The 19,258-nt window shown below is 75.0% G+C and carries 24 protein-coding genes; 11 read left to right on the top strand and 13 right to left on the bottom strand.

Translation table 11 applies throughout. The features are described from left to right. Positions 1–388: 388 nt before the first annotated feature. Complete coding sequence (locus E4P39_RS12720) at positions 389–772, bottom strand: PaaI family thioesterase (RefSeq protein ID WP_135136954.1); 384 nt, start codon at positions 770–772, stop codon at positions 389–391. Between the two features lie 152 nt (positions 773–924). On the opposite strand from E4P39_RS12720, the gene E4P39_RS12715 reads away from it, so the two are divergent. Beyond that, on the top strand, positions 925–1,350 hold the full coding sequence (locus E4P39_RS12715; RefSeq protein WP_135136953.1) for a YciI family protein: 426 nt from the start codon (positions 925–927) through the stop codon (positions 1,348–1,350). 31 nt (positions 1,351–1,381) lie between these two features. Further along, positions 1,382–2,650: an RNA polymerase sigma factor gene (locus tag E4P39_RS12710; protein ID WP_135136952.1), complete on the top strand. Its 1,269-nt coding sequence runs from the start codon at positions 1,382–1,384 to the stop codon at positions 2,648–2,650. Positions 2,651–2,682: 32 nt separating this feature from the next. Here the strand turns inward: E4P39_RS12710 and E4P39_RS12705 are convergent, their stop codons facing one another. From E4P39_RS12705 to E4P39_RS12680, 6 genes are all read right to left on the bottom strand, one after another. Beyond that, a complete protein-coding gene (locus E4P39_RS12705; protein ID WP_135136951.1) occupies positions 2,683–3,048 on the bottom strand; it encodes a hypothetical protein in 366 nt (121 codons plus the stop codon). After that, positions 3,045–3,539: an SRPBCC family protein gene (locus tag E4P39_RS12700; RefSeq protein ID WP_135136950.1), complete on the bottom strand. Its 495-nt coding sequence runs from the start codon at positions 3,537–3,539 to the stop codon at positions 3,045–3,047. The genes E4P39_RS12705 and E4P39_RS12700 overlap by 4 nt, the downstream gene beginning before the upstream one ends. Before the next feature lie 9 nt (positions 3,540–3,548). Further along, on the bottom strand, positions 3,549–4,175 hold the full coding sequence (locus E4P39_RS12695; RefSeq protein ID WP_135136949.1) for a TetR/AcrR family transcriptional regulator: 627 nt from the start codon (positions 4,173–4,175) through the stop codon (positions 3,549–3,551). Between the two features lie 41 nt (positions 4,176–4,216). Continuing rightward, on the bottom strand, positions 4,217–4,645 hold the full coding sequence (locus E4P39_RS12690; protein WP_135136948.1) for a MarR family winged helix-turn-helix transcriptional regulator: 429 nt from the start codon (positions 4,643–4,645) through the stop codon (positions 4,217–4,219). Between the two features lie 76 nt (positions 4,646–4,721). Then, the gene (locus tag E4P39_RS12685; RefSeq protein ID WP_135136947.1) at positions 4,722–5,033 is read right to left on the bottom strand and encodes a hypothetical protein; all 312 of its coding nucleotides are present in this window, start codon (positions 5,031–5,033) and stop codon (positions 4,722–4,724) included. Beyond that, on the bottom strand, positions 5,030–5,482 hold the full coding sequence (locus E4P39_RS12680; protein WP_135136946.1) for a GNAT family N-acetyltransferase: 453 nt from the start codon (positions 5,480–5,482) through the stop codon (positions 5,030–5,032). Before E4P39_RS12680 ends, E4P39_RS12685 begins: the two co-directional genes overlap by 4 nt. Positions 5,483–5,620: 138 nt before the next feature. Here E4P39_RS12680 and E4P39_RS12675 point away from each other — a divergent pair, with 138 nt between their 5' ends. From E4P39_RS12675 to E4P39_RS12650, 6 genes are all read left to right on the top strand, one after another. Next, positions 5,621–6,649 (top strand): iron ABC transporter substrate-binding protein, encoded by a 1,029-nt coding sequence (locus E4P39_RS12675; protein ID WP_167761828.1) that lies wholly within the window; start codon positions 5,621–5,623, stop codon positions 6,647–6,649. A gap of 101 nt (positions 6,650–6,750) precedes the next feature. Further along, entirely contained in the window at positions 6,751–8,253 is a 1,503-nt protein-coding gene (locus E4P39_RS12670) for an iron ABC transporter permease (RefSeq protein WP_135136945.1), read from the top strand. Next, positions 8,250–9,374: an ABC transporter ATP-binding protein gene (locus E4P39_RS12665; protein ID WP_135136944.1), complete on the top strand. Its 1,125-nt coding sequence runs from the start codon at positions 8,250–8,252 to the stop codon at positions 9,372–9,374. Before E4P39_RS12670 ends, E4P39_RS12665 begins: the two co-directional genes overlap by 4 nt. Before the next feature lie 61 nt (positions 9,375–9,435). Then, the gene (locus tag E4P39_RS12660; protein WP_135136943.1) at positions 9,436–10,242 is read left to right on the top strand and encodes an aldolase/citrate lyase family protein; all 807 of its coding nucleotides are present in this window, start codon (positions 9,436–9,438) and stop codon (positions 10,240–10,242) included. Then, a complete protein-coding gene (locus E4P39_RS12655; RefSeq protein WP_135136942.1) occupies positions 10,239–11,090 on the top strand; it encodes an NAD(P)-dependent oxidoreductase in 852 nt (283 codons plus the stop codon). Before E4P39_RS12660 ends, E4P39_RS12655 begins: the two co-directional genes overlap by 4 nt. Further along, the gene (locus tag E4P39_RS12650) at positions 11,087–11,764 is read left to right on the top strand and encodes a glycosyltransferase (RefSeq protein WP_135136941.1); all 678 of its coding nucleotides are present in this window, start codon (positions 11,087–11,089) and stop codon (positions 11,762–11,764) included. Before E4P39_RS12655 ends, E4P39_RS12650 begins: the two co-directional genes overlap by 4 nt. A 59-nt stretch (positions 11,765–11,823) precedes the next feature. Here E4P39_RS12650 and E4P39_RS12645 read toward each other — a convergent pair whose 3' ends face one another. The 6 genes from E4P39_RS12645 to E4P39_RS12620 form a co-directional block, all read right to left on the bottom strand. Next, a complete protein-coding gene (locus E4P39_RS12645) occupies positions 11,824–13,269 on the bottom strand; it encodes a glycosyltransferase family 39 protein (protein WP_135136940.1) in 1,446 nt (481 codons plus the stop codon). Positions 13,270–13,295: 26 nt separating this feature from the next. Further along, the gene (locus E4P39_RS12640) at positions 13,296–13,829 is read right to left on the bottom strand and encodes a DUF6328 family protein (protein WP_135136939.1); all 534 of its coding nucleotides are present in this window, start codon (positions 13,827–13,829) and stop codon (positions 13,296–13,298) included. Positions 13,830–13,966: 137 nt separating this feature from the next. Then, a complete protein-coding gene (locus E4P39_RS12635; RefSeq protein ID WP_135136938.1) occupies positions 13,967–14,434 on the bottom strand; it encodes a PGPGW domain-containing protein in 468 nt (155 codons plus the stop codon). Further along, a complete protein-coding gene (locus E4P39_RS12630; protein WP_135136937.1) occupies positions 14,431–15,015 on the bottom strand; it encodes a hypothetical protein in 585 nt (194 codons plus the stop codon). The genes E4P39_RS12635 and E4P39_RS12630 overlap by 4 nt, the downstream gene beginning before the upstream one ends. A gap of 89 nt (positions 15,016–15,104) precedes the next feature. Then, on the bottom strand, positions 15,105–15,374 hold the full coding sequence (locus tag E4P39_RS12625; RefSeq protein WP_135136936.1) for a DUF2277 domain-containing protein: 270 nt from the start codon (positions 15,372–15,374) through the stop codon (positions 15,105–15,107). A gap of 97 nt (positions 15,375–15,471) precedes the next feature. Beyond that, positions 15,472–16,116, bottom strand: coding sequence for a hypothetical protein (locus tag E4P39_RS12620; protein ID WP_135136935.1), 645 nt, complete (start codon positions 16,114–16,116; stop codon positions 15,472–15,474). 157 nt (positions 16,117–16,273) lie between these two features. Between E4P39_RS12620 and E4P39_RS12615 the strand changes: the two genes are divergently transcribed. The 3 genes from E4P39_RS12615 (at position 16,274) to E4P39_RS12605 (ending at position 19,230) form a co-directional block, all read left to right on the top strand. After that, the gene (locus E4P39_RS12615; protein WP_135136934.1) at positions 16,274–16,666 is read left to right on the top strand and encodes a hypothetical protein; all 393 of its coding nucleotides are present in this window, start codon (positions 16,274–16,276) and stop codon (positions 16,664–16,666) included. Between the two features lie 105 nt (positions 16,667–16,771). After that, positions 16,772–17,662 carry an SDR family NAD(P)-dependent oxidoreductase gene (locus E4P39_RS12610; protein ID WP_135136933.1) on the top strand — a complete coding sequence of 297 codons (891 nt, stop codon included), beginning with the start codon at positions 16,772–16,774 and terminating at the stop codon, positions 17,660–17,662. A gap of 191 nt (positions 17,663–17,853) precedes the next feature. Beyond that, positions 17,854–19,230: an MFS transporter gene (locus tag E4P39_RS12605; protein WP_135136932.1), complete on the top strand. Its 1,377-nt coding sequence runs from the start codon at positions 17,854–17,856 to the stop codon at positions 19,228–19,230. Positions 19,231–19,258 lie beyond the last annotated feature (28 nt).

Genomic DNA, 19,258 nt, shown 5'->3' with positions numbered 1-19,258 from the left:
GATGGTCCGGTCACCCCGGCAGGGGCAACCCAGATGTGCTTCTGCGCAGCGTCCAGGCCATGTGGTGACGGGGTGCCTCCTCGGGAAAACAGGTGTACGTGTCGACGCTACTCGGGTGCGCCAGCCCCACCGGGCTGTTCGCGAACCGTCGAGAGGGCCGACGGGTCGACATGTCGGCCTGTCGAGACGGCGACCCGGGGGTCCGGGCTTGACCTCGACACGCCGCTGACCTGCGGGTTCCCGGCGGCTGACGAGAACGAACGGCCACGAAGGTTGCTGATGCGCTCCGTCCGGGCGGCGCCCCCGTCAGGAATGTCATCGGCAGCCGAGGGGCCCGCTGCCACCCGGTCGGGTGACGCGGGCGACTCCGGAGCGCTGCGATCCGGCGTCAGTGGTGCAGGAGGGCGAACGTGGCGACGGCGTGCACGAGGCTGCGGTCGTCCTGCTCGACGTCGGCCTCGCAGACCGTCAGGTGCTCTCCCCGGGTGCGGACCTTCGCGGTCACCTCCAGCCGGCCGGGCCGTCCCGGGCGGAGGTAGGTCACGGTCAGCTGGCTGGTGGCCGGGACGTCGCCGTCGTCGGTGGTGCTGCGCACCGCCGCCCCCATCGCGGTGTCCACCAAGGTGGCCAGCACCCCGCCGTGCAGGGTGCCGGCCCCGTTCAGGTGCTCCTCACGGGCGGTGAAGCGGACCCGCGCCGAACCGTCGTCGGCGATCTCGACCTCCGCACCCAGTCGCTCCGCGAATCCACCGGTGCCCTCGCTGTCCGCCACGGCAGCTTCCTACCCCACTCGACGGCCGAAAAAATCTTGTGGAGTCGTGTCGATCCGGGCGAAGGTCGTTCGACGTGTGAGTAGAGCGGGCTCCGCGCCGGTCAGGACGACCGGCCCCCGCCACGGAACAGCACACGACAGGAGACTCAGCGATGCGCTTCATGGTGATCGTCAAGGGCAGCGAGGACTCGGAGAAGGGCGTTCTGCCCACCGAGCAGGAGCTCACCGAGATGGGTGCGTACAACGAGGAGCTCGTGAAGGCCGGCGTCATGCTCGCCGGCGAGGGGCTGCTCCCCAGCTCCAAGGGGGCCCGCGTCCGGTTCGACAAGGACGGCAGTTCGACCGTCGTCGACGGGCCGTTCGCCGAGACCAAGGAACTGGTGGCGGGCTTCTGGATCCTGGAGGTCTCCTCCCGCGAGGAGGTGCTCGAGTGGGTCAGGAAGGCGCCGTTCCGCGACGGCGAGGTCGAGGTCCGGCAGGTCGCCACCGCCGACGACTTCGGCGACGCGATGACCCCGGAGCTGCGCGAGCAGGAGGACCGGCTGCGCGCCACCTCCGAGGCCCAGCACGGGGCCTGATGCCCATCGTTGTTCCGCCCGGACGGCGTCGATGAGCGCGGACATCACCCGCGTCGTCGACGCCGTCTGGCGCATGGAGTCGGCGAAGCTGATCGCCGCCCTCACCCGCGTCACCGGCGACGTCGGCCATGCCGAGGAGCTCGCGCAGGACGCATTGGTCGCGGCGCTGGAGCGGTGGCCGGAGACCGGCGTGCCGGCCAAGCCGGGCGCCTGGCTCATGGCCACCGCCAAGTACCGGGCGATCGACGCGTTCCGCCGGTCCGAGCGGCTGGAGCGCAAGACCGCCCTGCTGGGCCGGGAGCTCGCCGAGGCCGAGGAGCCGGACTGGGCCGCCGCGCTCGACGAGGTGGTGGAGGACGACCTGCTCCGGCTGGTCTTCATCTCCTGCCACCCGGTGCTGTCCCGGGAGGCGCGGGTGGCGCTGACCCTGCGGCTGCTCGGCGGGCTCACCACGGAGGAGATCGCCCGGGCGTTCCTCGTCGCGGAGCCGACGGTCGCGCAGCGGATCGTGCGCGCGAAGCGGACGCTGACCGCCGCCCGGGTGCCGTTCGAGGTGCCCACCGGCCCGGACTTCACCGCCCGGCTCGGGTCGGTCCTGGAGGTCGTCTACCTGATCTTCAACGAGGGGTACTCGGCGACGGCGGGGGAGGACTGGGTGCGCCCGGCCCTGTGCCAGGAGGCCCTGCGGCTGGGCCGGATCCTCGCCGAGCTGACACCGGGGGAGGCCGAGGTGCACGGCCTCGTCGCGCTCATGGAGATCCAGGCCTCCCGGCTGCGGGCCCGGGTGACCCCCTCGGGCGAGCCGGTGCTGCTGCCCGACCAGGACCGTGGCCGGTGGGACCACGTGCTGATCCGCCGCGGCCTCGCGGCGCTGGACCGCGCCGAGCAGCTGGGCCGGGCGCTCGGTCCCTACGGGCTCCAGGCGTCCATCGCCGCCTGCCATGCCCGCGCCGGCAGCGTCGAGGACACCGACTGGGCACGCATCGCCGCGCTGTACGAGGCGCTCGCCGAGGTGTCGCCGTCCCCGGTGATCGAGCTGAACCGCGCGGTCGCGGTCTCCCGCGCGTACGGACCGCAGGCCGGCCTCGAGCTGGTCGACGCACTGCTCGACGTCCCCGCCCTGCGCGGCTACCACCTCCTGCCCAGCGCCCGCGGCGATCTGCTGGCCCAGCTCGGCCGCTCGGACGAGGCCCGCGCCGAGTTCGAGCGCGCGGCCTCGCTCACCCGCAACGAGCGCGAGCGGGCGCTCCTGCTCGACCGGGCCGCGGCGTGTGGTCCCTCCCGCGAACTGGGCACCTAGCGACCACAATGGCCATAGTGGCCGGTCGGGGCTCAGCTCCGGAGGAGATGCTCCGCGTGGTCGCGTTCCTCGGGCCGGACGGGGGAGGGGCCGGCCCGGAGCAGCCGCCACGACGTCCGGACGCCGTTGGGGTCCGCGCCCTCACCGCGGGCAAGTGCCTCCTCGATCAGCGCCCGGACCCGCGCCTCGTCGCCCGGTGCCGCTGCGAAGAGGAGGCGCAGGGTGAGCTCCGCCCCGGATCGCCGGGCACCGGTGTGGTGCGGGGCGAGCGGGCACGGCGGCTCGTGCGACCAGCTCCCGCAGAGCGCCACCGTGATCTCCCCGCCGGGGACCCGGTCGTCGCCGTCAGAGGCCAGCGCGAGGACGGCGTCGTGGGCGAACGCCTGGCGCCCGGTCATCGGCCGACGGCGTCCGACCGGGTCTCCGCGGCGGCGCGGAGGCGTTCGAGAGTGGTGCGCATCCCATCGCGCAGCGCCGCGCGGCGGTCGCCGCCCCGGAACACCCTCTCGATGACGAACCAGCCCAGCCGGCTGACCGGCCGCAGCACCTCGTAGCTCTCCACCACGCGCGTGCCGTTCTCGACCGGCTCGAAGCGGTAGCGCCAGGCGATCGACCCCGCGAACGGCTCGGTGCGGACGAAGGCGAACTCCCGGCCGGGGTCGGCGACGGTCACGACCGGCCGGTTCCGCCAGGTCTTCCCGGCCGCGCTTCCGTTCACCGCCTCGAACCGCGCGCCGACGGCGGGTCCGGCGGCCCCGTCCAGCCACCTGCAGCTCGACACCTCCGGACTGAACTCGGGGGTGCGGGTCACGTCCGCGATCAGCGCATAGACGGCCTCCGGCGGCGCGGCGACGACGGTGCTGACCTCGTCGCGGTCGAGCGTCTGCATGGCGACTCCTCAGGAGAAGTGGGGCGAGAGGAACGAGTCGATCGCGATCTCGGTGAGCCGGCTGAAGACGCCCTCGGCGTAGGTCGCGCCCGGCTGGTTGGCGAGCTGCTGGGAGATCAGGCCGGACAGGACGACGGTGTAGAGCCGGACGACCTCGTCGGAGTCGGCGCCGGGCGCGAGCTGGCCCAGCCGCACGGCCTCCGCGAACTCGGCGCGGACGTCGACCATCTCGCCCTCGGCGGGGGCGAAGACGCCGGGGGAGGGCTCGAAGCCGGGCACCGGCCGCCAGTGCAGGAGCTGTGCCAGGGCCGGGTGCTCCACCGCCCAGCGGACGACGGCCGTCGCGCCGGCCCGGATCCGCGGCACTCCGCGCGGCACACCGTCGACGGCGGCACGGACTGCCGCCTGCTGACTCGCCAGCCCGCGGGCGAACAGGGCGTCGTAGAACGCGTGCCGGGAGGGGAAGTACTTGTAGAGCGAGGGCCCGCGGATGCCCATCCGCCGGGCCACCTCAGAGACGCTCAGCGCGCCGACGCCCTGCTCGCTCATCAGCGCCACGGCGTGGTCGAGCGCTTCGTCCATCACGGCGGCCCGTCGGTGCCGCACGCGCGTCCATTGGCTGGAGGTCGTAGCCACGGCTAGAGGGTGTAGCCGTCTGCCCCCGGCGTCAAGAGGGATCAGTCCGGCTGCGCGTTCTCCTCGAGCTGGGCCAGCAGCCGGCGCAGCGTTCGCACGTCGTCGTCGTCCAGGCCCGCGCGCAGTCGGCCGTCGAACGCCGCCGCTGCCCGGCGCAGCCGCAGGAACAACTGCTCCCCGGCTTCCGTCACAGCGATTCGCTGCACCCGCCGGTTGCCCGGGTCGCGACTCCTCGTGACCAGGCCGGCCCGCTCGAGTCCGTCGAGATGGTGGGTCAGGGTCGGCTGCTTGATGCCGAGAACCGTCGCGAGTTCGCCCTGGGTGCCGACCTCCGCGGACTTCACCGCCCGGAGGACCAGCCAGCTCGGGGAGGACCCACCGACGGCGGCCAGCGCGTCGTCGAATGCCCTGCTCAGAGCCTTGGCGGACGCGGCGACGGCGAGGCCGATGGGAGGTTCGGAGGGCGGCACCGAGCAAGCTTAGCCATCGAAGCGTTAGTCATCTATGAAAGGTGACCAGGGGAAAAGCCTGGCCCTGACAGGGCGGTCAGGGCAGGCGGTCGAGCAGGGCTCGGGCCAACACCGTCGCCGCCGGGTCCACCGGGTGCACGGATGCTGCGGCGCGCAGCCAGGCGGCCAGTGGGGCGGCCAGCGCGGGGGAGAGGGCGGCGATCCAGGCGGCGGTGTTCGCCCGCGCCTCGGCGACGTGCTCGGTGCTCCCGTCGGAGCGGTGTGCCACGACCTCGGGGCGACTGGCCAGGAGCCCGCTCGCCCGCCAGTCGCCCGAGGTCGTGCGGGCGGCGAGGGCGTCCAGCCGGTCGGCGGCCGTCCGGAGCAGCTCCCCGGGGTCGGTGCTCACGCCGGCTCCCGCCGCATGGGCACGTGCGGGATGCCGTCCTCCACGTAGCCCGGCCCGCTGCGCCGGAAACCGAACCGCCCGTACCAGCCCTCTAGGTGGGCCTGGGCGCCCAGCGTGATCGGGAACCCCTCGCACAGTGCGATGCCCTGCTCCATCAGGCGGGCGGCGAGTCCCCGGCCGCGGGCGGACGACGCCGTCGCCACGCGGCCGATCGCCCGCGTCCCGCCGTCGTCCAGCACGCGGATCGTGGCCAGCACCACGCCGTCCTCCTCGAACCACACGTGCACGGTGGCGGGCTCGGCGTCGCGCCCGTCGAGCTCGGGATAGGGGCACTGCTGCTCGACGACGAACACGTCGACCCGCAGCCGGCACAGGCCGTAGAGCTCGAACGGCGTGAGGTCGGCGAAGCGGGCGCGGCGCAACGACGGCGGCGCGGGGGTCGCGGTCATGCCGGAGTTCTACCCAGCCCGGGCGGGAGCCCCGGGGGGTGGGGTGCCCGACGCGCCGATAGCTCTGGTTAGGTGTGCCTTGCCTATCTACGCTGTGGACATACCCACGGACGGGCCCATTCGCAGGAGGACCAGCACGTGACCCACCGCCTGACACTGCCCGGGCGGGCGATCGCCACCCTCGTGTCCGTCGCCGGCGTCACGACGGCGCTCGCCGCGTGCGGGGACGCCTCCGGTGCCGAGAAGCTGACGGTCTACAGCGCCCAGCACGAGAGCCTGGTCCGCGCGATGCTCGAGGGCTTCACCGACGAGACCGGCATCGAGCTGGAGTTCCGCGACGCGAACGACTCCGAGCTGGCCAACCAGATCGTGGAGGAGGGCGAGGCCTCGCCGGCCGACGTCTTCCTCACGGAGAACAGCCCCTCGATCGACGTCGTCGACAAGGCCGGCCTCCTGGCGCCGCTGGACGACGCGACCCTCGAGCAGGTCGGGGAGGAGTACCGCCCTGACTCGGGCACGTGGGTCGGGTTCGCCGCGCGATCCACCGCCCTGATCTACAACCCAGCGGAGATCCCCGAGGACGAGCTCCCGGCATCGATGCTCGACCTCGCCGACCCCGCGTGGGACGGGCGGGTCGGCATCGCGGCCGGCGGCGCGGACTTCCAGGCAATCGTCAGCGCCGTCCTGGCCCTGGAGGGCGAGGACGCGACGCGGGAGTGGCTCACCGGGCTGGAGCGCAACGCCGAGATCTACGCGAGCAACACCGCGATCATGAAGGCCGTCGACGAGGGCGAGGTCCCGGTCGGCATCACGTACCACTACTACTGGTTCCGCGACCAGGCCCAGAACGGCCTCATCGGTGACGACGCGAAGCTCCACTACTTCGGCAACGCCGACCCGGGCGCCTTCATCAGCGTCTCCGGGGCCGGGGTGCTCGCGTCCTCCGACCAGCCCGAGGAGGCCCAGCGCCTCGTCGCCTACCTGACCTCGCAGGTCGCTCAGGAGAAGCTGGCCGAGAGCTCCGCGCTGGAGTACGCCGTCGGCACCGGCGTGGCCTCGGCCGAGGCCCTGCCTCCGCTGGAGGAGCTCGGCGCGCCCGACGTCGACCCGGGCTCGCTCGACGCCCCGCTGGTCACCGAGCTGATGCAGGAAGTGGGCCTGCTCTGACGACGCTCACCCCCACTCCGGCCGTCAGCCCCGGGACCTCGCCGTCCCGGGGCTCCCGGCCGTCCGGGGGTCCGTCGGGGGCCCGGCTGCGCCGGTCGCCGGTGACGCTGGCGCTCGCGATCTGCGTGGCCGCGCTCGCGCTGCTGCCGCTGGGGTACATCGCCGCGTCCACGGTCGACGTCGGCTGGGCCGGCATCCGGGAGCTGGTGTTCCGGCCGCGGGTGGGTGAGCTGCTCTGGAACACCTCCCGGCTGGTGCTCGGCACCGTCGCCGTCTGCGCGGTGCTCGGCGTCGGCGCGGCCTGGCTCGTCGAGCGATCCTCGGTCCCGGCGCGGCGGGTCTGGCACGTGCTGCTGGTCGCGCCGCTGGCGGTGCCGGCGTTCGTGAACAGCTATGCCTGGATCTCGCTGCTGCCGGGCCTCGACACCTACGCCGGAGCGCTGCTGGTGGTGTCGCTGTCCTACTTCCCGTTCGTCTACCTGCCGGTCGCCGCCACATTCCGCGGGCTGGACCCGGCCCTGGAGGACACCGCCCGCGGGCTGGGCCTGTCCAGCTGGGCGGTGTTCCGCCGGGTGCAGCTGCCGCAGCTGCGGGTGGCCCTGCTCGGGGGCAGCCTGCTCGTGGCCCTGCACCTGCTGGCCGAGTTCGGCGCCCTGCAGATGCTGCGGTACCCGACCTTCACCACCGCCATCTACGACCAGTACCGCGCGACGTTCAACGGCGCCGGCGCCACCATGCTGGCCGGCGTCCTCGTGCTCTTGTGCCTGGGCCTGCTGCTGGCCGAGCTGCGGCTGCGCGGCCGGCGCGGCTACGCCCGCACGGGCGGCGGGGCGGCGCGGCCCGTCCGGCCGGTGGCGCTGGGGATCCTGACCCTTCCGGCGCTGGCCGGGCTGGCCGCGCTGGTCGCCCTGGCCCTGGCGGTGCCGCTCGCGAGCCTCGGTTACTGGATGGCGGCCGGGGCCTCCGCGGGGCTCGACCTGGGGCTGCTGGGCGCCACCACCGGGACGACGCTCGGCCTCGCCGCGGCCGCGGCGGTCGCGGCGGTCGCCATGGCGCTGCCCACGGGCTGGCTCGCCGTCCGCGCACGCGGCCGCGTGGCGACGCTGCTCGAGCGCAGCGCCTACCTGGGCAGTGCCGTGCCGGGGATCGTCGTCGCCCTGGCGCTGGTGACGCTGAGCATCCGGGCCACGCCCTGGCTCTACCAGACCGTGCCGGTGCTGCTGGCCGCCTACGCGATCCTCTTCCTCCCGCGGGCCATCGTGACGGTGCGCGCCGCCGTCGAGCAGTCGCCGCCGGTCTACGACGACGTCGCGGCCTCCCTCGGCGCCTCGGCGCCCGACCGGCTCCGACGGGTCACCCTCCCGCTGCTGGCGCCCGGCATCGGCGCCGGTGCGGCGCTGGTCTTCCTGGCCGTGGTCACCGAGCTGACGGCGACGCTGCTGCTCGCCCCCACGGGAACGACCACGCTGGCGACGGCGTTCTGGTCGGCGAGCAGCGCCCTGGAGTACGGGGCGGCCGCCCCGTACGCCGTGGTCATGGTGCTGCTCTCGGCCCCCGCTACCGTGCTGCTGTCCCGCGACGCCCGACGAGGTCTGACCACATGAGTTCGCTGACCGTGACGGACCTGACCAAGTCCTTCACCACCACCCCGGTGCTCACCGGGCTGGACCTGCACGTGCCGAGCGGCAGCCTCACGGCCCTGCTCGGCCCCTCGGGCTGCGGCAAGACGACCCTGCTCCGCCTGATCGCCGGCTTCGACGACCCCGACGCCGGGACGGTGGCGCTCGGGGACCGGGTGGTCGCCGGCGCCGGTCGGAGCGTGCCGGCCCGCCGGCGCGGCATCGGCTTCGTGCCCCAGGAGGGCGGGCTGTTCCCGCACCTCTCGGTGGCGGCCAACATCAGCTTCGGCCTCCCGCGCCGCCAGCGCCGGGACGGCGGACGGGTCCGCGAGTTGCTCGGCCTGGTGGGCCTCGGCCCCGAGCTGGCCGACCGGCCGCCGCACCAGCTCTCGGGAGGCCAGCAGCAGCGCGTGGCGCTGGCCCGCGCGCTGGCGCCCGAGCCCTCCCTCGTGCTCCTCGACGAGCCCTTCTCCTCCCTGGACGCCGCCCTGCGCGAGGAGACCCGGCTCGCGGTCGCCGAGGCGCTGCGGGCCTCCGGCGCCACGGCGGTGCTGGTCACCCACGACCAGGCCGAGGCGCTCTCGATGGCCGACCAGGTGGCGGTGCTCCGCGGCGGCCGGCTGGTGCAGCTCACCGACCCGCGCACGCTCTACCGCCATCCCCGGGACCTCGACGTCGCCACCTTCGTCGGGGAGGCGGTGATCCTCGACGCCGACATCCGCGACGGCCGCGCGGCCTGCGCGCTGGGCTCGCTGGCGCTGGAGCGGAGCTGCCCCGCCGGCCCCGCCCGCGTGCTGCTCCGACCCGAGCAGCTCCGGCTCTCCGCGCCGACGGAGACGGGCCCGGTCGCCCGGGTCCGCAGCGTCGACTTCTACGGCCACGACTCCCGGGTCTGGCTCGACCTGCCCAGCGGCGTCACGGTCAGCGCGCGGCTCGAGGGAACCGACGTGCCGGTCGTCGGGGACGCCGTCACGATCACCGTGCGGGGCGCCGTCCTGCCCTTCCCGTCGGATCCAGCGGGCCCCCAGCACAGTCGCGAGGGGACGGCGCCGGCCGGGACGTTCCTCGACGAGGACGTGTCGACGGAGCCCGCCCGCGTCTCCTGACGCGACGCGTCAACGGGGGTGTCTGCGGCCGCGTAGTTAGGAAAGCCTAAGCTGCCCTACCGTGGACCTCTTCCTCTTCACCGTGGACCCGCGCTGGGGCCGTGACGTCGTCGCCGCCGGAGCGGCGGGGATCGTCGTGGACTGGGAACGGCGCGGCAAGGCGCGGCGGCAGCTGGGGGAGGGCACCCAGATCAACGCCGACACCCCGGCCGACCTCGCGCGGATGCGCGCGGCCACGTCCGGGCGGCTGCTGTGCCGGATCAACGGCTTCGGGCCGTGGACGGGCGGAGAGGTCGACGAGGCCGTGCGGCGCGGCGCGGACGAGATCCTGCTGCCTATGGTGCGCACGGCCGAGCAGGTGGACCGCACCCTCGAGCTCGTCGACGGCCGGTGCGGGCTCGGGATCCTCATCGAGACCCAGGACGCCGTGGACGGCGCCGCCGGGCTCGCGGGGCGGCCGCTCTCGCGCGTCTACCTGGGCCTCAACGACCTCCGCATCGACCGCCGCTCGACCGAGCTCTTCCGGCCCCTGGTCGACGGCACCGTGGACGCCGTCCGCGCGGAGGTGGCCCAGCCCTTCGGCGTCGGCGGCCTGACCCTGCCCGGCCGTGGCTTCCCGGTGTCCAGCGACCTGCTGGCCGCCGAGCTCGTGCGCACCGGCGCGGACTTCACCTTCCTGCGGCGGTCGTTCACCGCCGACATGGCCGGCCGCGACCCCTACGTCGAGGTGCCCCTCGTGCTGGCGTCGGTGGACCGGTTGCGCCGCGCGTCGCCGGCCGAGGCGGTCGCCGCCCGCTCGGCGTTCGTGGCCGCCGTCGCCGGATCGGCGGTCCCGGCGCTCGTGGACGCGGTGGCGCTGCCCGCGTGAGGGCGCTGGTCACCGGCGCCGGCGGGTTCGTCGGCCGGCACCTGGTCGCGCGCCTGCGGGCCGACGGCTGGGAGGTCGTCGGGCTCACCCGGCGCGAGGTCGACCTGACCGATGCGGCCGCGGCGTCGGCCGCGGTGCGGGCCGCCGACCCGGACGTCGTCTTCTCCCTGGCGGCGGGCCGGGCCAAGGCGACGGCCGCCGAGCGGGCCGCGACGGTCGCGGTCAACACCAGCCCCTGGCTCGTCGACGCCCTGCCCGACCGGTGCCGCGCGGTGGTCCGGCTGGGCTCCTCGACCGAGTACGCCGCGGCTCCGCACCCCCTCGCCGAGGACGCCGCGCTGGAGCCGCGCGGGTTCTTCGGCGCCACCAAGGCCGCCGGGTCCCTGCTGCTCCAGGCGGCCGCGGCCGAGCGCGGGATCCGGGCCGCCGTCCTGCGTGCCTTCCAGGTCTACGGGCCGGGGGACCACCCCACCCGCCTGGTCCCCGTGGTGCTGGACGCCGCCCGCACCGGCGCGACCGTGCCCCTGCCCGCCCGGCTCAGCCGGCGGGACTGGGTCTGGGTGGGGGACGTCGTCGACGCCTGCGTCCGGGCGGCCGTGGACGCGTCGCTGCCCCCGGGTGCCGTGCTGAACATCGGCACCGGCGCGCAGACCAGCACCGAGGAGCTGGTCGCCACCGCCGAACGGGTCACCGGACGGCGGATCGCCACCGCCGCCGGCGCCCACCCCGGTCGCTCCTGGGACACCGCGGACTGGGTCAGCGATCCGCGGGCCGCCGCCCGGCTGCTCGGGTGGCGGCCGACGGTGGACCTCGCGGAGGGGCTCGCCCGCACCTGGGCGGCGACGTGACGCGGGTCGCCGTCGTCGTCCCGGTGTACGGCAACGAGCCGACGCTGCGGCCGCTGGCCGACCGGCTCGCCGCCGCGCTCGAGGGACGCGACTGGCGGCTGCGGCTGGTCGTCGACGCCTCGCCCGACAACAGCGTGGCGGTCGGCCGCGCGCTGGCGACGGGCGATCCGCGGGTCGCGGTCACCGAGCTGGCCGTCAACGTCGGCCAGCACCGCGCGCTGGCGCGAGGGCTCGCCCACGAGCCGCAGGCCGACGCCTGGGTGTGCCTCGACGCCGACCTCCAGGACCCGCCCGAGGCCGTGCCGCTCCTGCTCGACCGGCTCGCCCGCGGCGACGTCGGCGCGGTGTTCGCCGGGCGGCGGGGGAGCTACGAGTCGAGGACGCGGCGGCTCACCGGCACGCTGCACCGCCGGCTCGCCGCCCGGCTGACCGGGTTGCCGCCCGATGCGGGTGCCTTCCTCGCGATGGGGCCGGGGGTGCGGCGGGCGGTCGTGACCGCCGTCGAGGACGGCGCGCCCAGCGTGGTGCTGGCCGTCGCGCGGGCGGGGGAGCGGACCGTCAGCCTGCCGGTTCCGCGGGACGTCCGGCCGGCAGGGCGATCCGCCTGGACCGGGCGGGCCCGGCTCCGGCAGTCGGTGCGGTCGCTCGCCTGGGCGGTCCGCCGCCGCGAGTGAGCCCCCCGGCGTGCGGATGAGGCCACGAGCGTGCTTTCGGCCCCTGGGGTGAGCGGTTCTCAGCGCTCCCACAGCTGGAGGACCAGGTGGGTCTTGGTCGCGGGGAAGTCGTCCACGCGGGTGAGCGTCAGGCCGGCGTCGCGCAGGATCGCGTCGTCGTCGGTCGGTTCGGGCTCGCCGTCCAGCAGCCGGCGGACCACCCACACGCGCTCGGCATCGGCGGGGGCGTCGTCCGGCGGCAGCACCACGTCGGGGCGCAGCTGCGGCTCGAGCGTGCGGACGTAGTGGTCCAGGCCGATCGCCGAGCGCTGGTCCGCGGCGACGATCGGCTCGTCGTCGCCGTGCACCTGCGCGAGGTGGCGCACCAGGTCGTCCCCGCGCTCGCGTGGGCCGCGGTCGAGCAGCGGCGCGCTCGCCAGCAGGGTGCAGCCGAGGAGGAGGACGGCGACCGGGATGCGGGCGGGGCGGGGGACGGTCAGGGCACCGGCCGCGGCCAGCACCCCCAGCCCGAGGAGGCCCGCGAGCAGGTACCGGGGGAGGTAGACCGGCCGCACCAGCTCCGCGGTCAGGAGCAGCAGGAGGGGGACGAGCAGCCAGGCGATGCCGGCCACGCGCACCCCGCGCGCCTTCAGCCCGCCCAGGACGGCGAGGCCCACGGTGAGGTAGAGCACCGGCGTCAGGCCCCCGGTCCACGCCGCGGCCGCCCGCTCGGCGAGGGTGCCCTCGGTGTCGCGCAGGTGCTCGGCGTTGCGCGCGCCCGTGCCGTTGAGCAGGTTCAGCGCGACCATCAGCAGCGTCGGCAGCGCGGCCGCGGCTCCGGCGAGCACCACGGGCCACGCGCGCCGTCCGCGCAGCAGGAGCGCGGCGACGACGAACGCCGCCAGGACCGTCGCGGCGTACCAGTGGGCCAGGCCCATGCCGGCGCCGGCGAGGCCGAAGAGCAGCAGCCCCCGCCCGGGCTCCTGGAGCCACCGCACGAGGCCGAGGAACGCCCCGCCGGTGGCGAGGACCGCCAGGCCGTAGCTGCGCGCCTCCACCGCCTGTTCCAGGAGCAGCGGGCTGCCGGCCAGCACCAGTCCGGCCAGGATCCCCGTGGGACGTCCGGCCAGCCGGGCGACCCCGCGGGTGATCAGCGCCAGCCCGCCCGCGGTCGCGAGCAGGGAGAGCACCCGCAGGGAGGTGTCCCCGCCGAGGCCGGGCAGCGACGTCCAGGCGGCGACGACGAGGTAGTAGGGCGCGTTGTAGGAGGGCGGCACGCCGGCCAGGTAGGACGTCGTGCCGCGGCCGCTGGTGATCGCCGCGACGATCTCGCCCAGCGGCAGCCGGCCCACCTCCGCGGTGAACAGCTCGTCGAACCACAGGGCGTGCCCGGGCAGCAGGAGCACCGTGCCGAGGGCGACGACCAGGGCCACGGGGAGCAGTTCGAGCGCGGACCAGCGCGGAGCACCGGGGCCGACGGTGCCGGGCGCGGACGTCGCGGCCCGGTCGGTCGTCGCAGCTTCCACGCCCTGCAGGTTAGGCGACCCTTCGGTCAGGCCCGGTTCTCGCTCTGCAGGTCCTCCTGCGTGCTGTGGGCGCGCTGCCAGAACGGCACGACCACCCACCACCAGACGAGCAGCGCAGCCACCGCGCCCGCGGTGACCCACGCCTGCGTGCGGCTGAAGAGCATGTCGGTCACCAGCAGCACCGCACAGGTGATCGCGAACGCGAGGACGACCAGCCCGGCATAGGCCGACCGGCTGCTCCTGTGCAGCAGGCCCTCCTTGTCGTGCATGCGGAACAGCACCCGGTGCTGGGCGGCGGGGGCGATCAGCAGGCCCGTGGCGACGCAGACACCGAGCAGGGTCAGGAAGTACACGTCCCGCTGGAAGGCGTCGGTCCGCGCGGCCGACTGCTGGAAGGGGACGATGAGCAGGAACGCGAAGAGGATCTGCACCCCCGGCAGGGCCACCCGCAGCTCGTTCAGCAGTTCGAGGAGCTCCCGGTCGACCCGCTCCTTGCGGGTCTCACGGGCGGACTCCTCCGCTCCGGGGGCACTGCCGCCCCCGGTCCGTGCTTCGCTCATCCGCCTCACCGTCCCTCCGCCGTCCCACGTGTTCTTCCACACGGACGGCCCCGCCAAGCCCGGTCACGGCGGGCGAGGCCGGGGATCCACCGGTCCGGGTGTCCGGAGCGCCCCGAACCGGTGACGAGGGAACCCCCTCAGAGACCGAGCGCGGACCTTCCCCGGTCGACGAGGTCGAAGTGGCCGACCGCCCAGACCACGGCAGCCACCGCGGCCAGCCCGCCGACGGTGACCGCGGCCGAGCTGACCGGGTGCTGCTCGGCGTGCCGCCAGGCGTCGCGGCCCTTGCGCGCGAAGGTCGCGAACACCCGCCGGGCCCAATCGAACTCGGTCGACCACACCCACAACCCGACGAGGACGGGCGGGATGGTGAGCGGGCCGGGCAGCACCGTCAGAGCCAGGCCGAGCAGGATGAACAGGAGCCCCACGACGAAGACCCCGATGCGCCAGGCGAGCAGGCGCCCCGGCTTGCTGTGCACCTTCTCCCGGAGGGATCCCGGCTTCGGCGGCCGCCGCTGCCCCAGTCCGCCGGTGCTGTCGGGGGAGCGGGTTGCGCCACGGGCGGGAGGAGTCGAGGCCGTGCCGTCCGCGAGGCTGCGGGTCACTGGATCAGGTCTTCTGCCGTGCGTCGGGTGGTGGCGGGAACGGTGATGCCCTTGGCGACCTCACTGGGGCGCTGCTGCTCACCGGCGTAGGAGCTGACCGCCACCAGGGCACCGGTGAGCGCGGGGATGACCCACTGCAGGGTGTCCAGCTGCTCCTGGGCCGCGGCCACGTCGGGCGCGAGGGCCTTGGTCCGCCGGCTGGGCTTCGTGCCGCGCCGCGACGGCGGGTTCTCGGCGGCCGAGACCCGCTGGCCCAGGACGCGGCTGTAGGCGGTGGCGCCCAGGGCGGCCGCGGTCAGCAGCGTCTTGAGCGTCGACATGCCCGCGACACCCTGCTGCTGGGCGACGCGCTGCTTGTTGGCCCTGAGCTGGCCGACGCTGCCGACGAGGTGGGCGCCGATGGCGACGGCGTTGATCGGCGTCCACCGGTCCCAGCCGGCGTTGGCGACCCGGCCGGTGGCGGCGTCGGTGCCGGCCTCGGCGGCGGCGGCGTTCAGGGCGACGGCGTTGGCGAGGGTGCCGCCGAACCAGGCGGAGAGACCGAGGTCGTGCAGGGCGCGGGACATCGTGTTGCGGGCCACGGGGGCTCCTCGGATGGGTTCGCGGTGCCTGCCCCCTACCCGCATCTAGAGCGGGCCATGCCCGTTGTGCGCAATCGAACCGCTGGCGCCTACGTGCCGTACCGGAGGGCCGCGCGCTCCCGGGCCTTCGCCGCCTCGACCTCCCGGTCCTTCGGCGGCGCGGTGGTGACGAGGGAGTCGAGGAGCCGGGTCGAGGCCGCGGCCACCTCGGCGACCGCCCGGTCGAACGCCTCCGCGTTGACCCGTGACGGCTTCGTCACCCCCGCGATCTTGCGGACGTACTGCAGCGCGGCCGCGGAGATCTCGTCGTCCGTCGCCGGGGGCTCGAAGTTGGACAGCGGTCGGATGTTCCGGCACATGCCCGCAGCGTAGGAGCGCCCTGGGGGCCGGAACACCCCCGCCAGGACGCGACGCGGCCCCGGACAGCCAGGCTGTCCGGGGCCGCGTCGAGGCGGATCAGGCGGTGAAGCCGGCGCGGTCCACCTTGCGGTGGAAGTGCTCGCCGAGCTTGCCGCCGAGGACGGCCCCGAGCAGCGTGACGAGCAGGATCGCCACCAGCGTGATGATCCCCGCGGTCGTCGCGGTGCCCTCGTCGATCGGGATGCGCGGCAGGTTCAGCTGCTGCAGCACGTTGTACTGCGAGCCGAGGATGCCGCCGGCCGCGGCGAGCAGCAGGACGACGATCAGGCCGACGAGCCACACGGCGAGGCCCTGACGGGCGCCGTCGAAGCGGGACATCCGGCCGGCGACGTAGCCGCCGGCCAGGTAGGCCAGGAACAGGACGACGAGGATCGCGATGCCGCCGCCGATGCCGATCTCGTTCGCCTGGTCGACGGCCTCGTCGGGGGTGTTCACGCCACGGGCCAGCCCCAGGGCCAGGCCACCGGCGGACAGCAGCGCGACGAGGATGACCGCCAGGCCGTTGGCCGACAGCCAGCCGAAGAACGCCGCTCCCCACTTGATGCCGCCGAAGCGGTCGTGCTGCCGGGCCACGGAGTCCCGCTCCAGTCCGCGCGACGCGGAGGCGCCGTCGGTGCGCATGGTCGTGGTCTGCTCGCGGAGCGAGTGGTCGTCGTGCTGCGGGTCGTCGTGACGCGCCATGGCTGGGCTCCTTCGTGCGGTTCGGGTCCGCGGTGGTCCCCTGCAGATCAGGGAGTGGATGCCCTGAAGGGGAGGCAGCAAACGACGGGAAGATCGTTTCGCCCGTACGGGGGACGGCGGGAAGCCCTCCCCCTCACGTCAGGAGGACGCGGCGACGGTGCTGCTGGTCGACGCGGCCAATGTGGTGGGTGCCCGGCCGGACGGCTGGTGGCGGGACCGTGCCGGTGCGACGGTCCGCCTGCTGGCGCGGTTGGCCGGCGCGGAGCTGACGGCGCCGGACGGGAGCCGGTTCACCCAGGTCTTCGCCGTCGTCGAGGGACGGGCCCGCGACGTGCCCGCGCCGGACGGGATCCGGGTCGTCCGGGCCGAGGGCAGCGGGGACGACGCGCTGGCCGCCTCCGCGGAGGAGCTCGCCGAAACGAGGACGCCGTTGCTGGTCGTCACCGCCGACCGAGGGCTGCGCGCACGCCGGCCGGCCGGCGCCGTGGTGGCCGGACCCGGCTGGCTCCTCGGGCAGCTGGACGCGGCAGAAGGATCGGGCGCAACATGACCGTGCTCCGCATGAGTCCGGCCGCCCCGGGGTAGCCAGAGCCCGACGCCGAACCGAGGCGGGCGCGCAGCCCCTCTCACCGCCCCTCAGGAGCTGAGCACCTGCATGTCCGTTCCCGGCACGCCCCAGACCGTTCTCGTCACCGGCGCCTCGAGCGGCATCGGCCGCGCCACCGCCGTGGAGCTGGCCGGACGGGGCGCGCACCTGATCCTGGTCGCCCGCGGGAAGGAGGCCCTCGAGGCCACCGCCGACGAGGCCCGCGCCGCGGGCGCCGCCGAGGTGCTGGTGCACCCGGCCGACGTCGTCGACGAGGACGCGATCACGGCGGCCGTCGAGGACGCCGTCGAGCGGTTCGGCCGCCTCGACGCCGTCGTCCACGCTGCCCAGGTGATGGCCTACGGGACGATCGAGGAGGTGCCGCGGCGGGTCTTCGAGACCGTCGTGGAGACCGCCGTGCACGGCACCGCCGTCGTCGCCCGAGCGGTCCTCCCGGTGTTCCGTCGGCAGGGCGAGGGGCAGCTCGTCGTCGTCAATTCGCTGCTCGGGCAGGTCGCGACGCCGCTGCTGGGCAGCTACATCGCGGCGAAGTGGGGACAGCTGGGACTGGTCCGCGTGCTCCAGCAGGAGACCCGGGACGTCCCGGGCATCTCGATCTCGATCCTCCAGCCGGGCGGGGTCGACACCCCGATCTACTTCCAGGCGGCGTCCTGGGCCGGCAGCACGGGCCGCCCGCCGCCGCCGGTCTACTCGTCGCAGCGGCTGGGACGGCGGGTCGTCGCGCTGCTCGACCGGCCCCGGCGCCAGGTGCAGGCGGGCATCCTCAACCCGCTGATCACCGCCGCCTTCCGGCTGGTCCCCGGCGTCTTCGACGTCCTGGTCGGCCCGATGATCCAGCGGCTGGCGATCGCGAACGACGACGTGCAGCCCACCGACGGCAATGTGTTCGCCTCGCAACAGGACGGCAACGCGACCGCGGGGCGCTGGCGCAGCATCTGACGAGCACGATCCCTCCACTTGGCGACATGTGACGGAGGGCGTGGCCACTCTCACGAGATGGGGCGGCGAGGGGGCAAGCGCAGGCGACGCGACCCTGACACGGTGGAAGACGGGTGCCCGAGGTCGTGTGCTCTTCCCCTGCCCTCGTGGGCACCCGGCCGGGTGCCCGGCGTTCCCCCTGAGGTCTCGTCATGTCCACACCCGTCTTCCTCTCGCGTGCCCGCGTTCCGGTCGCCGGACTCGTCCGCTCCGCCGCGACGCGCGTGCCCCGAGTTCCCTCCCCGTCGGTCGCCCGCCTCCGGACGGCGGTCACCGCCCTGTTCGTCCTGGACGGTGCGGTCTTCGGCAGCTGGGCCTCCCGGGTCCCCGACGTCGCCGCCGGCGTCGGCGCCGGGCACAGCACCCTCGGCATCGCGCTGCTCTGCCTCTCGCTGGGGGCGCTGGTCTGCATGCAGGTCACCGGCGCGCTGTGCGCCCGCTTCGGGCCCGGTCCGGTGAGCACGCTCGCCGCCCTGGCCGTCTCCGCAGGTGCGGTGCTCCCCGGCCTGGTGTCCTCGGTGGCGGGTCTGTGCCTCGCCCTGTTCGTCTTCGGCGCCGCGACCGGCATGGTCAACGTCGCCGCCAACGCCCTGGGGGTCCAGGTCGAGGAACGGGCCGGGCGGCCGCTGCTCTCGGGCCTGCACGCCGGCTTCAGCTTCGGCGGGCTCGGCGGCGCCCTCGTCGGTGGCATCGCGGCGTCGGTGATGGGCGTGGCCTGGCACCTCGTCCTGGTGGCTGCGGCCGGCCTGTTCCTGACGGCATGGATGCTTCCCGCACTCATGGCGGCCGGCCGGCCGGACGCCGCTCCGCGCTCCGACGGCCCGGAGGTCGGCGGTCGGCGGAGGCCCACCGCCGTGCTCGTGGTGCTCGGCGCGGTCGCCGGCTGCACGGCGTTCGGCGAGGGGGCGCTCACCGACTGGGGTGCGCTCCTCCTGCGCCAGGACCTGGGCGCGCCGACCACTCTCGCCGCGGCCGGGTACGCCGGCTTCGCCCTGGCCATGGCCTGCGGGCGGCTCTTCGGTGGGCGCCTGCTGACCGGGCTCGGCGAGCGGCGGCTGCTGGTCGGCGGTGCCCTGCTGGCCGCCGCGGGCGCCCTGGCCGCGGTCACGACGTCGTCGCTGGTCGTCGCCCTGTCCGGCTTCGTGGTGGTCGGTCTCGGCCTGGCCAACGTCTTCCCCCTCGCCATCGCGCGGGCCGGGCAGCTGGGCGGCGCGCCGGGCATCGCGCTGGCCACGACCGTGGGGTACACGGGGCTGCTCGGCGGCCCGCCCGCCATCGGGCTCCTGGCGGAGTACGCCGGTCTCCCCGTCGCGCTCAGCTCGGTGGCCGCGCTGGCGCTCGTCGCCGCCGTGCTCGTGCTGACGGTCTCCGGCGAGCGGGTCCGGCTGCCGCGGCCGAGCGCCCTGCTCGACCGGGCCGTCGCGACCGTCGGCGGGAGGCTCCAGCCCGTCGTGTCCGGCTTCGGCCACGGCACCGGCGTCTACGTGCGGGACCTGCAGGCGCTGTGGCCGGAGCCCGCCGGCCGCTGACCCCCGGGCCCGATCGACGAGGGCCCCG

Origin of the sequence: Blastococcus sp. CT_GayMR19 (assembly GCF_004570385.1) — a bacterium.
GTDB lineage: Bacteria > Actinomycetota > Actinomycetes > Mycobacteriales > Geodermatophilaceae > Blastococcus_B.
Note: the sequence above shows the minus strand (reverse complement) of the source record. Positions and strands in the feature narration are given on the sequence as shown.